A 14,000-nucleotide genomic window follows, 5' to 3' on the forward strand; every position below is an offset into this window, starting at 1 on the left:
CATGACCCGAAGCAGCGTTGCTCCGAAGCCCGGAGAACCGGGAGTCCGTACGGGGCGGGCTGCCGGACCGGGACATGAGCACTCACGATTCGGCCGTCTGCTCCAGGGCGGACGGCAGCTTCAGGACAGTGCGCCGGGGGGCCCGATTCTGCGGCTCGTCGTGCGCTGGGTGCGCCGCCCGCTGCTGCCGGGAATCCGGCTGTGGCGGCGGAACATCCAGCTCAGGGTGGTCGCGACCACCCTGCTGATGTCGCTCGGTGTAGTGCTGCTGCTCGGCCTTGTCGTCATCGGCCAGGTGCGCAACGGGCTGCTCGACGCCAAGGGCAGGGCCGCCCAGAGCCAGGCCGCCGGTGGCTTCGCCGTGGCGCGGGAGAAGGCGAACGCGCCCACCCGGCCCGGCGGCCAGGACGGTGCCGCCACGGACGTCAGGACGGCCCGGAGCTCCTGGCGGTCCGATCTCGTGGAGCAGCTCGCCAGTGGTGGCCAGGGTGCGTTCAACGTGGTGGCGCTGAGCGCCGACTCGGAGGACGCGGGCTCCAGCCGCGGCCCCCGGACCTCGGGGAGCGTGGACTTCGCGAGCATCCCCGAGGACCTGCGGGACGCGGTCGACCAGGGGACCGGGACGTATGAGACGTACATCCGGATCAAGTACAACAACGATGAGCACGAGCCGGAGCCCGGGCTGGTCGTCGGTACGCGGCTGAACGACATCGAGGGCAATCCCTACGAGCTGTACTACCTCTTCCCGCTGGCTCAGGAGGAGCAGTCGCTCAGTCTGGTCAGGGGCACCCTCGCCACGGCAGGGCTGTTCGTGGTGGTTCTGCTGGGAGCCATTGCCTGGCTGGTGGTGCGGCAGATCGTCACGCCCGTACGGATGGCCGCGGGGATCGCCGAGCGGCTCTCCGCGGGCCGCCTCCAGGAGCGGATGAAGGTCACCGGCGAGGACGACATCGCGAGGCTCGGCGAGGCCTTCAACAAGATGGCGCAGAACCTCCAGCTCAAGATCCAGCAGCTGGAGGAGCTCTCCCGCATGCAGCGGCGCTTCGTCTCGGACGTCTCGCACGAGCTGCGTACGCCGCTGACGACCGTACGGATGGCCGCCGATGTCATTCATGAGGCGCGCAGCGACTTCGATCCGGTGACGGCACGCTCCGCCGAGCTCCTCGGGGATCAGCTCGACCGCTTCGAGTCGCTGCTCTCCGATCTGCTCGAGATCAGTCGCTTCGACGCCGGTGCGGCGGCGCTGGAAGCCGAGCCGATAGATCTGCGTGAGGTCGTACGGCGGGTGATCGGCGGTGCCGAGCCGCTGGCCGAGCGCAAGGGCACCCGGATACGGGTGATCGGCGACGAGCAGCCGGTCGTGGCCGAGGCCGACGCCCGGCGCGTGGAGCGCGTGCTGCGCAACCTGGTCGTCAACGCGGTCGAGCACGGCGAGGGCCGGGACGTGGTGGTGCGGATGGCAGCGGCCGGTGGGGCCGTCGCGGTCGCCGTGCGCGACTACGGGGTGGGGCTGAAGCCGGGCGAGGCGACCCGGGTCTTCAACCGCTTCTGGCGTGCCGACCCGGCGCGCGCTCGTACCACCGGAGGCACCGGCCTCGGTCTGTCGATCGCGGTCGAGGACGCCCGGCTGCACGGCGGCTGGCTGCAGGCGTGGGGCGAGCCCGGTGGGGGTTCGCAGTTCCGGCTGACCCTGCCGCGTACGGCGGACGAGCCGCTGCGCGGCTCGCCGATACCGCTGGAGCCGGAGGACTCCCGGCAGAACCGGGAGCGCGCCCAGTCCGTGGTTCCGCAGGCGAACGGGCACCGGCTGGCGTCTGTCCCCGCTCAGCCGGTGACGGACCGCTCGCGGCTGCCTGTGCCGCCGGCTGCTCCGGTGCCGCCCCGCAAGGCCCCCACGGGTGTGAATCCGGCGGCGCTGCCGGGCAGTGGCGCCCGGGTGGTGGCGCGTCCGGTGGGGGAGCGGCACGACGAATCGGCACAGCAGGTTTCTTTGGACCGGGAGGACACGACTCGTGGGCGCTGATCCCCGTCGCGGCGGACGCCGAGGCGCGCTCACCGCATTCGCGCTGCTCGGTTGCACCGGTGTGCTGGCAGGGTGTGCGTCGATGCCCGACAGCGGTGACATCCGCGCCGTGAAGGCGTCCCCGCGCGCGGACTCCCAGGTGCGGGTGTATGCGGTGCCACCGCGCAAGGGAGCGACGCCCAACGAGATCGTCACGGGCTTCCTGGAGGCGATGACCAGCGACGATTCCAATTTCGCCACCGCCCGGACGTATCTGACGCCGGAGACGTCGCAGAAGTGGCGGCCGGAGGCGAGCACCACCGTGCTGTCGGCGGCGCCGGACCCGGGACAGGCCGGTCTTGGCAGCAGAGACAACCCGGGGATGGACTATCCGCTGGTCGGCAAGCAGATCGCCATGGTGGACTCCCAGCACGCCTATCAGCCGGTCACGCCCACCGACTACCACCGGACGATCCATCTGTCGCAGCAGAGCGGCCCGGACGGCAAGGAGTGGCGTATCGACAATCTGCCGCCGGGGCTGGTGCTCGGCGCGTCCGACTTCCAGCGCAACTACCTCTCGGTCAACAAGTACTACTTCGCCTCCGGGCGGAACACCCTGGTGGCCGACCCGGTCTACATACGGCAGCGCCTCGATCCGGTGACCCGGATGGATCCCGTGACCCAGTCGGTCAAGGCACTGCTCGACGGGCCGACGAACTGGCTGAAGCCCGTGGTCGAGTCCCCTCTCCCGACCGGTACGGCGCTGAAGGAGGGCACCAAGTCGCTGACGTTCGACGACCGGAACGGGCTGAAGGTGCCGCTCAATGAGAAAGCGTCGAATGTGGGCCGCCCGCAGTGCACGAAGATGGCGGCACAGATCCTCTTCACCCTGAGGGAGCTGTCTTCCACCCGGGTAGAGCAGGTGGAGCTGCAGCGCGCGAACGGCTCGCAGCTGTGTGTCCTCAACAGCGGCCAGGCGGAGGGTTACGCGCAGGATCATGTCTCGGGCAGGCCGATCAACCAGTACTTCGTCGACAGCAAGAACCGGCTGGCGCTGCTGGCGGGCGGCGCGAAGGACATAACCGTGCCGGAGTACGTGCCGGGGCCGTTCGGAAACGGCGGGCTGCCGATGAGCGTGGTCGGTGTGGCCCGTGACGAGCGCACCGCGGCGGCGGTCTCGAAGGACTACAGCCACCTGTATGTATCGTCCATTATCGCGGAGGGCGAGCTGGGCGGCGCGGTGGTGCAGAGCAGGGGCAACGTCCCCGCCAACCGCCTTTCGGCGCCGAGCTGGGACGGCCGGGGCGATCTGTGGGTCGCCGACCGTGACCCGAACCGTCCGGCGCTGCTGCGACTGGTGGGCGGCACGGGCAAACCCCAGGTCGTCAGAATCGTCCCGGGTCTGGACCGCGAGCGGATCGAGGCGCTCAAGGTCTCGGCGGACGGTGCACGGATCGCGCTGCTGCTGACCAAGGACGGGAAGACCACGCTGAAGATCGGCCGCGTGGAGCGCCAGGGGCCGAAGGACAACGCGGTGGTGTCCGTCGCGGAGCTGCGGCCCGCAGCACCGCAGATGGAGACGGTGACGGCCGTTTCCTGGGCGGGCCCCAGCAGGCTTGTGGTGGTCGGCAAGGAGTCCGGCGGGGTCCAGCAGGTGCGCTATATCCAGACGGACGGCTCGACCTCTGACACGAGCGTTCTGCCGGGCCTGAACCGGGTCTCGGCGGTCGCCGCGTCGGACGACGAGACCCGCCCGCTGGTGGCGTACTCCGAGGAGGACGGCATCGTGCGGCTGCCGGCCGGTGCCAACTGGCAGACGCTGGTCAAGAACGGCTCGTCGCCGGTCTACCCGGGGTAGTCCGGACAGCGCGTCGGTGCGCCCCGGAAGCAGCGATGCGGGGCGCCGCCCGGCGGCCGCCTCGGGGAGTTGTCCACAGGGGTGGCACGCCGCTTCAGCGGTTGGCACAGTGGTTGCCATGCGGGGCTGGTGGAGGGAAATCTCCGGTCTGGTGCTGCCGGTCGCCTGTGGCGGCTGCGGCACTCCTCGTACGCCGCTGTGCGAGGAGTGCGCGTGGGCGCTGTACGGCACCGGGGCGCGGCGGGCCAGGCCGGTGCCCGAGCCCGCGGGCCTGCCTCAGGTGCATGCCGCCGCACCGTATGCCGATGCGGTACGTGCCCTGCTGCTGGCCCACAAGGAGCGGGGCGCGCTGGGGCTGGCCCGGCCCCTGGGCGTCGCGCTCGCCGGGGCGGTGCGGGCCGCAATGCCCGGAGCCGCACCGGGATCGGGTCCGCTGCTGCTCGTACCCATGCCGTCGGCGAGGCGTGCGGTCAGGGCGCGCGGGCATGATGCGGCGCGCCGGATGGCGCTGGCCGCCGCGGGCGAGCTGAGGCGGACGGGGACGCAGGCCAGGGCGCTCCCAGTGCTGCGGCAGCGGCGGGAGGTGGCCGATCAGTCGGGCCTCACGGCCCACCAGCGGGTGGTGAATCTGGCGGGGGCCCTGGAGGTCACGGCCGGCGGCGGACGGCTTCTGGAGGGCGGCCGGGCGGTGCTGGTGGACGATCTCATGACGACGGGGGCCTCACTGGTCGAGGCGGCGCGGGCGGTCCGCGCGGCCGCCGGGCTGCGATTTCCCGGATCCCTACGACTGAGCGCGGCGGTTGTCGCCGTGCCGCCGCTCTCCTTCGAAAGAACCGGAACTGAGCGGGAACTTGCATCGTTGCAGGTAATGAGAGACGAAAAACCCCTGAATGGAAGTACGCGCTGGTAGCGGGTGCCGACACCCGTCCGAGCGAGCTATGTTCGGTTGTGAGGAATGGCGATAGCTGTACCTCACCGAATGCACTGCCGTGCTCCCGGCCAGGGATTCGAGGACGCGAAACCTCGAAAGTTGGTGGGGTGGGGACCTTGTCGACTGGGGAGGAGGAGGTGAAAGTCGCCAAGTCCGAGGCTCCGGTGATCATCGGAGCCTGGTGCAACAGGGAGACGCTCCGCAGCCAGCGAGCGGGCGGGGCTATCCGGGAACGGAGTTCTGCGTGGACATCGTCGTCAAGGGCCGCAAGACCGAGGTGCCCGAGCGGTTCCGCAAGCACGTGGCCGAGAAGCTGAAGCTGGAGAAGATCCAGAAGCTCGACGGCAAGGTGATCAGCCTGGACGTCGAGGTGTCCAAGGAGCACAACCCGCGGCAGGCCGACCGTTCCGACCGGGTGGAGATCACACTTCACTCCCGCGGCCCGGTGATCCGGGCGGAGGCCGCGGCCGCCGACCCGTACGCAGCGCTCGACCTGGCCACCGGCAAACTGGAGGCGCGCCTGCGCAAGCAGCACGAGAAGCGCCACAACCGCCGTGGCAACGGCCGCATTTCGGCATCCGAGGTGGCCGATGTCGTTCCCGGCGTCGCCGAGTTGAACGCCAACGGCCGGCCGCACGTCGAAGAGGCGCCGGAATCCATTCCCACCACCAGGATCGGCTCGCTCGAAGTGCAGGGCGAGGGACCGCTGGTGGTCCGCGAGAAGGTCCACACCGCAGCACCGATGACACTCGACCAGGCGCTCTACGAGATGGAGCTGGTCGGGCACGACTTCTACCTCTTCGTCGACTCCGAGACGAAGCAGCCCAGTGTCGTCTACCGACGGCACGCCTACGACTATGGCGTCATCCATCTGGAGACCGACCCGCTGGCCGGATCCGAGGCGGGCGGGGCCGGAGGTGCGCTCGGCGGCTGACCGCCGTCAGCAGGTCGGTGGTGCCCCTGGTGCGCCCTCTGCGCCCCCAGGGGCACCACCGTGCGACCACAGGATCACCGCGCTGTCGGTCGGGCATGAAAGCATGGTCGCTGGCCAACGGATGCGCTGTGTGCTGATGTTGGCGGACCACTCATGATCTTCAGGCTCACGGCCTTCAGGGGGAGGAACGATGGCGGACAGCTTCGGGCCGGTTCACGACGACGCGGGCGACGCCACTGCCGCGGTCGCCGAAACCGGCGCGGACCACGGCGGCTCCCGCAAGGAGCCGATCCGGGTTCTGGTGGTGGACGACCACGCCCTGTTCAGGCGAGGGCTCGAGATCGTCCTCGCGCAGGAGGAGGACATCCAGGTCGTCGGCGAGGCAGGAGACGGGGCGGAGGCCGTCGACAAGGCTGCCGATCTGCTGCCCGACATCGTGCTCATGGACGTGCGGATGCCCCGGCGCGGCGGCATCGAGGCGTGCACCTCGATCAAGGAGGTGGCCCCCAGCGCGAAGATCATCATGCTGACGATCAGCGACGAGGAGGCCGACCTCTACGACGCGATCAAGGCGGGCGCCACCGGCTATCTCCTCAAGGAGATCTCCACCGACGAGGTGGCCACGGCGATCCGCGCGGTGGCCGACGGGCAGTCGCAGATCAGCCCGTCGATGGCGTCCAAGCTGCTCACCGAGTTCAAGTCGATGATCCAGCGCACGGACGAGCGGCGTCTGGTGCCCGCGCCCCGGCTGACCGAGCGCGAGCTCGAAGTGCTCAAGCTCGTCGCCACCGGGATGAACAACCGCGACATTGCCAAGGAGTTGTTCATCTCGGAGAACACCGTGAAGAACCACGTCCGGAACATCCTGGAGAAGCTGCAGCTCCACTCCAGGATGGAGGCGGTGGTCTATGCGATGCGGGAGAAGATCCTCGAGATCCGGTGAGGCCCTGGGCGCGCTCAGAGCGCCTTGACGGCCTGGGCCAGGGAGCCCTGCAGTTCCGGCGGGCTCACGCGTTCCACGCGTACGTCCGTGCAGCCGACCCAGGTCGCGGCCTCGGACAGGGCCTGGGCCACGGCGGGCACGGCCTTGGCGCCCTCCAGCGACACCTGCTTGGCCACCAGTGTGCTGCCTTCGCGTGCGGGGTCGACGCGGCCGACCAGTCTGCCCCCGGCGAGGACCGGCATCGCGAAGTAGCCGTACACCCGCTTCTGCTTGGGGACATACGCCTCGAGGCGGTGCGTGAAGCCGAAGATCCGCTCGGTGCGTGCCCGCTCCCAGATAAGTGAGTCGAAGGGCGAGAGAAGGGTCGTGCGGTGGCGGCCGCGAGGCACGCTCGCGAGTGCCTCGGGATCCGCCCAGGCGGGCTTGGACCAGCCCTCGACGCTGACCGGCACCAGCCCGGAGTCGGCCACCACCGCGTCGAACTGCTCGCCCTTGAGGCGGTGGTAGTCCGCGATGTCCGCCCGGGTGCCGACACCGAGCGCCTCGCCGGCCAGCCGGACCAGTCGGCGCATGCACTCCGCGTCGTCCAGCTCGGCGTGCAGAAGGTGGCCGGGGACGGCCCGCTCGGCGAGGTCGTACACCCGCTTCCAGCTGCGCCGCTCGGTGCACACCACCTCGCCGTACATCAGGGCGCGCTCCACGGCGACTTTCGAGGCCGACCAGTCCCACCACTCGCCGCCGTTCTTCGCGCCGCCCAACTCCGTCGCGGTGAGCGGGCCTTCGGCGCGCAGCTGCTTGATCACCTTCTCGTACGCGCCGTCCGGCAGGTCGTGGGACCAGTGCGGGCGGGAGCGGTAGGCGCGGCGCCGGAAGGCGAAGTGCGGCCATTCCTCGACGGGCAGGATGCAGGCCGCGTGCGACCAGTACTCAAAGCTGTGCCCCTCGGTCCAGTACGCGTCCTCGACCGTCCGGCGGCCCACGGCGCCCAGCCGCGCGTACGGAATCAGCTCGTGCGAGCGCGCCAGCACCGAGATCGTGTCCAGCTGTACGGCGCCGAGGTGCCGCAGCACACCGCGCACCCCGCCCCGCCGGTCCGGCGCGCCCAGGAATCCCTGGGCGCGCAGCGCTATGCGGCGGGCTTCGTCGGCGGACAGTTCGGCGGCGGGCGGCGGCACGGTGGTCATGGTCCGCACCCTAGACGGCGACACTGACAATCGGTCCGGGCCGCCGGACCGGGGACCCTCAGCCGCAGCTCACGAGGTGCTCCGCGCCGGGAGATACGGGTGCGGGCTCGGCAGCCCCAGGTCCGACGGGAGCAGCGCGCCCACCCAGGCGTCCCTGAGTGTGTCCTTGTTGAGCAGGGCCGCGCGCAGCGCCCCTTCGACCACGAAGCCCGCCTTCTCGGCGACGGCCCGCGAGCCCTCGTTGCCGACCTCGGCACGCCACTCCAGACGCGTCCCGCCCAGCCTGGTGAAGGTCCAGTGGGCCACCGCCCCCACGGTCTCCGCCATGATGCCGCGGCCCCGGTACTCCTTCGCCGTCCAGAAGCCGATTTCCCAGGTGCCCGAGAGGGTGCGCAGGCTGACCGCGACCGACGCCATCAGCGGGCCGCCCGCCCGCGGCAGCACCGCGAAGGTGCACATCGTGCCCGCACGCCAGCCGTCCGGCACTATCTGCCCGGTGAACTCCTCCGCGTGCCGTCGCTCGTACGGCGAGGGGACCGTCGTCCACCGCTGGATGTCGGGGTCCTGACAAGCCTGAGAGACCGCCTCCGTATCGTCGGGCGAGAAAGTACGCAGCAGCAGGCGCTCGGTGGTGAGGGTGATGGGCTCCATGCCCGGATTGTGGTCAGGTACGGGCAGGGATGCGAGCACTTTTCGTACCTCACCGGCACCTTCCGCGCGTCCCGTGCGTTCTCTTTTTCGGGTACGGCAGCCCTGGCTGACGGCGGACCTCCCGACCCGGTGGGGTCCTCGCTTACGATGGCCGTTGCGGTGGGGCCCACCTGCCGTGCCCGCGCCAGTGTCCATAACACGACCCAGTGCCAGGCCCGATCGGCAAGGAGACCAACCTCAGTGTCCGTCTTCAACAAGCTCATGCGTGCAGGCGAAGGCAAGATCCTGCGCAAACTGCACCGCATCGCGGACCAGGTCAACTCCATCGAAGAGGACTTCATCAACCTCTCCGACGCCGAGTTGCGGGCTCTCACCGATGAGTACAAGGAGCGCTACGCCGACGGTGAGAGCCTGGACGACCTGCTCCCCGAGGCGTTCGCGACCGTCCGTGAGGCCGCCAAGCGCGTCCTCGGCCAGCGCCATTACGACGTACAGATGATGGGCGGCGCCGCGCTGCACCTCGGTTACGTCGCCGAGATGAAGACCGGTGAGGGAAAGACCCTCGTCGGCACGCTGCCCGCATACCTCAACGCGCTGTCGGGCAAGGGCGTCCACCTGATCACGGTCAATGACTATCTGGCCGAGCGTGACTCCGAGATGATGGGCCGGGTCCACAAGTTCCTGGGCCTTGCTGTCGGCTGCATTCTCGCCAACATGACCCCTGCGCAGCGCCGCGAGCAGTACAACTGCGACATTACGTACGGAACGAACAACGAGTTCGGCTTCGACTACCTGCGCGACAACATGGCGTGGTCCAAGGACGAGCTCGTCCAGCGCGGCCACAACTACGCCATCGTCGACGAGGTCGACTCGATCCTTGTCGACGAGGCCCGTACGCCGCTGATCATCTCCGGCCCCGCCGACCAGGCCACCAAGTGGTACGGCGACTTCGCCAAGCTGGTGACGCGCCTCACCAAGGGCGAGGCGGGCAACCCGCTCAAGGGCATCGAGGAGACCGGCGACTACGAGGTCGACGAGAAGAAGCGGACCGTGGCCATCCATGAGCCGGGTGTCGCCAAGGTCGAGGACTGGCTGGGCATCGACAACCTCTACGAGTCGGTGAACACCCCCCTCGTCGGCTATCTGAACAACGCCATCAAGGCCAAGGAACTGTTCAAGAAGGACAAGGACTACGTCGTCATCGACGGCGAAGTCATGATCGTCGACGAGCACACCGGCCGTATCCTCGCCGGCCGCCGCTACAACGAGGGCATGCACCAGGCGATCGAGGCGAAGGAAGGGGTGGACATCAAGGACGAGAACCAGACGCTCGCCACGATCACCCTGCAGAACTTCTTCCGCCTCTACGGCAAGCTCTCCGGCATGACCGGTACGGCCATGACCGAGGCCGCCGAGTTCCACCAGATCTACAAGCTGGGCGTCGTGCCGATCCCGACGAACAAGCCGATGGTCCGCAAGGACCAGTCCGACCTGATCTACCGGACCGAGGTCGCCAAGTTCGCGGCGGTCGTCGACGACATCGCCGAGAAGCACGAGAAGGGCCAGCCGATCCTCGTCGGCACCACCTCGGTCGAGAAGTCCGAGTACCTCTCGCAGCAGCTCAACAAGCGCGGCATCCAGCACGAGGTCCTCAACGCCAAGCAGCACGACCGGGAGGCGACGATCGTCGCTCAGGCGGGCCGCAAGGGCGCGGTCACGGTCGCGACGAACATGGCCGGCCGCGGCACGGACATCAAGCTCGGCGGCAACCCCGACGACCTCGCCGAGGCGGAGCTGCGCCAGCGCGGCCTGGACCCGGTCGAGCACGTCGAGGAGTGGGCCGCGGCCCTGCCCGCCGCGCTGGAGCGCGCCGAGGCGGCCGTCAAGGCCGAGCACGACGAGGTCACCAACATCGGCGGCCTCTATGTGCTGGGCACCGAGCGGCACGAGTCGCGTCGTATCGACAACCAGCTGCGCGGTCGTTCCGGCCGTCAGGGCGACCCGGGCGAGTCCCGTTTCTACCTCTCCCTGGGCGACGACCTGATGCGGCTGTTCAAGGCGCAGATGGTCGAGCGCGTGATGGCGATGGCGAACGTCCCCGACGATGTCCCGATCGAGAACAAGATGGTCACGCGCGCGATCGCGTCGGCCCAGTCGCAGGTCGAGCAGCAGAACTTCGAGACGCGTAAGAACGTCCTGAAGTACGACGAGGTCCTCAACCGCCAGCGCGAGGTCATCTACGGCGAGCGCCGCCGCGTTCTGGAGGGCGAGGACCTGCACGAGCAGGTGCGCCACTTCATGGACGACACCATCGACGCGTACATCCAGGCGGAGACCGTCGAGGGCTTCGCCGAGGAGTGGGATCTGGACCGGCTGTGGGGTGCCTTCAAGCAGCTCTACCCGGTGAAGATCACGGTCGAGGAGCTGGAGGAGGCGGCTGGCGACCGGGCCGGAATCACCGCCGAGTTCATCGCCGAGTCCATCAAGGACGACATCCACGAGCAGTACGACGAGCGGGAGAAGCAGCTCGGCTCGGACATCATGCGTGAGCTGGAGCGGCGCGTGGTGCTGTCCGTACTGGACCGCAAGTGGCGCGAGCACCTCTACGAGATGGACTACCTCCAGGAGGGCATCGGCCTGCGCGCGATGGCGCAGAAGGACCCGCTCGTGGAGTACCAGCGCGAGGGCTTCGACATGTTCACCGCCATGATGGAGGGCATCAAGGAGGAGTCCGTCGGCTATCTGTTCAACCTGGAGGTCCAGGTCGAGCAGCAGGTCGAGGAGATCCCGGTGCAGGACGCGGCACCTTCGCTCGCCAAGGAGGACGCGGTGCCCGCGGGGGCTTCCCGTCCCGAGATCCGCGCGAAGGGGCTCGACGCGCCGCAGCGGCCGGACCGGCTGCACTTCTCCGCGCCGAAGGTGGACGGAGAGGGCGGCATTGTCGAGGGCGACTTCGTCAGCGACGACGGGCAGGCCCACGCGGACGGGGACGGCCTGACCCGTGCGGAGCGGCGCAAGGCGCAGAAGGGCGGCGGGCGGCGCCGCAAGAAGTAGCGCGCGCCGACTCTCCCGCGCGCCCGCCCTCCCGCGCGCCTGCCCTCCCGCGCGCCTGCCCTCCCGGGCAGCTGCGCGCAGAGCCGACGGCCGGGGCCGGACACCGATTGCGGTGTCCGGCCCCGGCCGTTTCCGTGCCGTCCGCGCCCGCCCCGGTCGTTCTCAAGGGCCGGCGGTGGCCCGGCCCAGACCGAGACGGCGGGCCGTCCTCGTCATTGCCTGGGACATCCTCGACGGCATCGAGTCGGGTGCGGGGACGGTGACGGGGCGCACCCGGCCGTTGTGGATGGCACTGATCCGCCAGCCGTCGTCGGTGTTCACGACGATGATCGTCTGACGGGACAGTCGGCGTTTGGGGAGCCGCGAGCGCCAGGGCATCAGTACGGATGCCGTGCCATGGACGATCGCGACGTCGGGGGTGAGGTGGCGGATGGCCTCGATCTCCCCGACGAGTGCGGAGCCGGTGAGGACGCCGCGGAACAGCTTGTCGTGGTTGGCCTGGTGGGCGACGCGTCCCACGGCGCGGGTGCCGTCGTACGAGACGTAGTCGGAGTCCTCGGTGAAGCAGGCACCGAAGGCGACCGCGTCGCCCTCGGTCCAGGCCTGCATGAAGCGCTCGAAGAGATCCTGGATGCGACCGTCGCTCAGGTGCTGCTGAGTAATCATGGCTCTGCCCTTCGGGTGTTATCCTTACGACCAACGAAACTTACGATACCAGAAAGATTCGAATGTCGAAAGAAGCGTTCATAGAGGATGTCGCCCAGCAGCTTCGGTCGCTGCAGCAGAGCTTCGACGCGTTCGACGAGGCGGCCGCGGCGCGGCTTGGGGTGAACCGCACCGATCTGCGCTGTCTCGACCTGGTGTTGGGGACGGGGTCGTTGTCGGCCGGTGAGCTGAGCACGGCGCTGAAGCTCAGTCCGGCCGCGACGACGACGGTCATCGACCGGCTGGAGCGCGCCGGTCTCGTCGCCCGCACGCGCGACGAGACGAACCGTCGCCGGGTGCTGGTCACCGCGACGGAGGCGGCGGGGGCGGCCGAGGCGGAGGTCTATCTGCCCGTCGGCGCGGCGGCGGCGCAGGCGCTGAGCCGCTACGACGAGGAGCAGCTGACCACGATCCTGGACTTCCTCCGGGTGGCCCGCCAGGTCCAGGAGGGCCAGGCGGCGCGGCTGGGAGTCTCATCGGAATGAGTGGCGGCGTCAGTCCGCCGCCCGGCTGGGGACACGTTCGCCGCCCAGTTCCACCGCGGCGCAGCGCCAGCGCTGGTCCGCGCCCTGCTCCAGGCGGAAGGCCATCGCGCTGACCCGGTCGCCCGAGCCGATCCTGGCGAAGGCCTCGATCACGCCCGGGCCCGGGTGGTACTCACCGCAGTGCCGTACGACTGGCATCACCCGTTCCGCCGGGCGCAGCGGGGCTCCCGGGGCGAGCCGCACCAGCTGCTCGTACGCCTCGCCGATCGTGTGCCCGAGCATCCAGTGCACCGGGCGCTGTCCGCTGAGTACCGCCAGCAGGCGGTCGGCGAACCAGTAGTGCGGTTTGTTCTGCCGTCGTGCGCGTGCCGTCGCAGCCGCCACCACGGCGGGGCGGCGCTGGTCGCGCCGTCCCGCGGGCCTGGTCCTGTCCATGCGGATCGCCCCCGATGTGCCGGGCCCGGCTTGATACCGGACGGTAACTTCGTGGGTGATCTTCTACGGGGTCGGCTCGGGGGGCCGCAACGCCGACGACCCCCGCGCCGGGCCGCCGCGGTGATTCACCTATCAGAGTGACGAGGGGCAGTCTCGGGCCGTCGTGGGCGGGTGCGCGGTGTGTCCTCGGTGGACGGTGCGCTGGGCCGGGAGAGGCAGCCCGAAGGGGGACCTCGCACGTATCCTGAGGGCGTTCCCGACTACGAAAGCGGCCAGCCATGCGCGTCTACGTCCCCCTGACCCTTCCCGGTCTCGCAGAGGCGCACAAGACGGGTGATCTGGGCCCCGGTCCGCTGACCGCCTATGCCGTCACTCCTGGACTGCGTGAGTGGTACGTCTCCGACGACATCGAGGAGCTCGAGTACGCCGCACTGAGCCGCGCCGCGGGCGCCTCGTTGCGGCTGCTCGCGGGTGACCCCGATGCGCCCAGGCGCCGGGTCGTCGTCGCCGTCGACGTACGGGACCAGGACGCGGTCGCCGACCCCGACCTGGTGCTCGCCCCGGGCGCGCTCGGGGAGGTCCGGGTCGTGACCGTGGTGCCGCTGGCCAAGGCGGCGGCCGTGCATATCGACGCCGACGACGCGATCGGCGACGTTGCCGCGGCGGCGGACGCGCTGGGGGCGGCGGACCAGGGCGACGACGACGCGCAGTTCACGGTGGACGGTGCGGAGGACCACGAGCTGCTCTGGTACGGGGTGCAGGAGATCCCGAACCTCATCGGCTGATCCGGGATCCCGGCGGGCGCGGCCGATTGTCCG

12 protein-coding genes are annotated in these 14,000 nt (G+C 69.8%); 8 read left to right on the top strand and 4 right to left on the bottom strand.

Annotated features, from left to right (window positions below; all coding sequences use genetic code 11):
• Position 1: 1 nt before the first annotated feature.
• The 5 genes from mtrB (at position 2) to ACQEVG_RS03780 (ending at position 6,668) form a co-directional block, all read left to right on the top strand.
• Positions 2–2,023, top strand: coding sequence for an MtrAB system histidine kinase MtrB (mtrB, locus tag ACQEVG_RS03760; protein WP_432976930.1), 2,022 nt, complete (start codon positions 2–4; stop codon positions 2,021–2,023).
• Positions 2,013–3,860, top strand: coding sequence for an LpqB family beta-propeller domain-containing protein (locus ACQEVG_RS03765; RefSeq protein ID WP_432976933.1), 1,848 nt, complete (start codon positions 2,013–2,015; stop codon positions 3,858–3,860). Before mtrB ends, ACQEVG_RS03765 begins: the two co-directional genes overlap by 11 nt.
• A gap of 118 nt (positions 3,861–3,978) precedes the next feature.
• The gene (locus ACQEVG_RS03770) at positions 3,979–4,770 is read left to right on the top strand and encodes a ComF family protein (protein ID WP_432976936.1); all 792 of its coding nucleotides are present in this window, start codon (positions 3,979–3,981) and stop codon (positions 4,768–4,770) included.
• Positions 4,771–5,035: 265 nt separating this feature from the next.
• Positions 5,036–5,725: a ribosome hibernation-promoting factor, HPF/YfiA family gene (gene hpf, locus ACQEVG_RS03775; RefSeq protein WP_432976939.1), complete on the top strand. Its 690-nt coding sequence runs from the start codon at positions 5,036–5,038 to the stop codon at positions 5,723–5,725.
• 190 nt (positions 5,726–5,915) lie between these two features.
• Positions 5,916–6,668, top strand: a complete 753-nt coding sequence (locus ACQEVG_RS03780; protein WP_360883177.1) for a response regulator transcription factor — start codon at positions 5,916–5,918, stop codon at positions 6,666–6,668.
• A gap of 14 nt (positions 6,669–6,682) precedes the next feature.
• On the opposite strand, the gene ACQEVG_RS03785 is transcribed toward ACQEVG_RS03780, so the two are convergent.
• Together ACQEVG_RS03785 and ACQEVG_RS03790 are read right to left on the bottom strand one after the other, a co-directional pair.
• A complete protein-coding gene (locus ACQEVG_RS03785) occupies positions 6,683–7,852 on the bottom strand; it encodes a winged helix-turn-helix domain-containing protein (RefSeq protein ID WP_432976943.1) in 1,170 nt (389 codons plus the stop codon).
• A 69-nt stretch (positions 7,853–7,921) separates the two neighbouring features.
• On the bottom strand, positions 7,922–8,503 hold the full coding sequence (locus tag ACQEVG_RS03790; protein ID WP_432976946.1) for a GNAT family N-acetyltransferase: 582 nt from the start codon (positions 8,501–8,503) through the stop codon (positions 7,922–7,924).
• A gap of 240 nt (positions 8,504–8,743) precedes the next feature.
• On the opposite strand from ACQEVG_RS03790, the gene secA reads away from it, so the two are divergent.
• Positions 8,744–11,557: a preprotein translocase subunit SecA gene (secA, locus tag ACQEVG_RS03795; RefSeq protein WP_432976949.1), complete on the top strand. Its 2,814-nt coding sequence runs from the start codon at positions 8,744–8,746 to the stop codon at positions 11,555–11,557.
• Between the two features lie 162 nt (positions 11,558–11,719).
• Here secA and ACQEVG_RS03800 read toward each other — a convergent pair whose 3' ends face one another.
• Positions 11,720–12,223 (bottom strand): SgcJ/EcaC family oxidoreductase, encoded by a 504-nt coding sequence (locus tag ACQEVG_RS03800; RefSeq protein ID WP_432976952.1) that lies wholly within the window; start codon positions 12,221–12,223, stop codon positions 11,720–11,722.
• Positions 12,224–12,285: 62 nt separating this feature from the next.
• On the opposite strand from ACQEVG_RS03800, the gene ACQEVG_RS03805 reads away from it, so the two are divergent.
• Positions 12,286–12,747, top strand: coding sequence for a MarR family winged helix-turn-helix transcriptional regulator (locus ACQEVG_RS03805; protein ID WP_432976955.1), 462 nt, complete (start codon positions 12,286–12,288; stop codon positions 12,745–12,747).
• 9 nt (positions 12,748–12,756) lie between these two features.
• On the opposite strand, the gene ACQEVG_RS03810 is transcribed toward ACQEVG_RS03805, so the two are convergent.
• Complete coding sequence (locus tag ACQEVG_RS03810; RefSeq protein WP_432976958.1) at positions 12,757–13,182, bottom strand: Rv3235 family protein; 426 nt, start codon at positions 13,180–13,182, stop codon at positions 12,757–12,759.
• 278 nt (positions 13,183–13,460) lie between these two features.
• Here ACQEVG_RS03810 and ACQEVG_RS03815 point away from each other — a divergent pair, with 278 nt between their 5' ends.
• Complete coding sequence (locus ACQEVG_RS03815) at positions 13,461–13,967, top strand: DUF6912 family protein (RefSeq protein ID WP_432976961.1); 507 nt, start codon at positions 13,461–13,463, stop codon at positions 13,965–13,967.
• The last annotated feature ends 33 nt before the right edge of the window (positions 13,968–14,000 follow it).

Source organism: Streptomyces sp. CA-135486 (assembly GCF_050936555.1).
Lineage (GTDB): Bacteria > Actinomycetota > Actinomycetes > Streptomycetales > Streptomycetaceae > Streptomyces.

Bases quoted from the DNA above. Each gene is read 5' to 3' on its own strand.
- mtrB (WP_432976930.1), top strand. From the start codon at position 2: ATGACCCGAAGCAGCGTTGCTCCGAAGCCCGGAGAACCGGGAGTCCGT.
- ACQEVG_RS03770 (WP_432976936.1), top strand. From the start codon at position 3,979: ATGCGGGGCTGGTGGAGGGAAATCTCCGGTCTGGTGCTGCCGGTCGCC.
- ACQEVG_RS03780 (WP_360883177.1), top strand. From the start codon at position 5,916: ATGGCGGACAGCTTCGGGCCGGTTCACGACGACGCGGGCGACGCCACT.
- ACQEVG_RS03785 (WP_432976943.1), bottom strand. From the start codon at position 7,852: ATGACCACCGTGCCGCCGCCCGCCGCCGAACTGTCCGCCGACGAAGCC.
- ACQEVG_RS03790 (WP_432976946.1), bottom strand. From the start codon at position 8,503: ATGGAGCCCATCACCCTCACCACCGAGCGCCTGCTGCTGCGTACTTTC.
- ACQEVG_RS03800 (WP_432976952.1), bottom strand. From the start codon at position 12,223: ATGATTACTCAGCAGCACCTGAGCGACGGTCGCATCCAGGATCTCTTC.
- ACQEVG_RS03805 (WP_432976955.1), top strand. From the start codon at position 12,286: ATGTCGAAAGAAGCGTTCATAGAGGATGTCGCCCAGCAGCTTCGGTCG.
- ACQEVG_RS03810 (WP_432976958.1), bottom strand. From the start codon at position 13,182: ATGGACAGGACCAGGCCCGCGGGACGGCGCGACCAGCGCCGCCCCGCC.
- ACQEVG_RS03815 (WP_432976961.1), top strand. From the start codon at position 13,461: ATGCGCGTCTACGTCCCCCTGACCCTTCCCGGTCTCGCAGAGGCGCAC.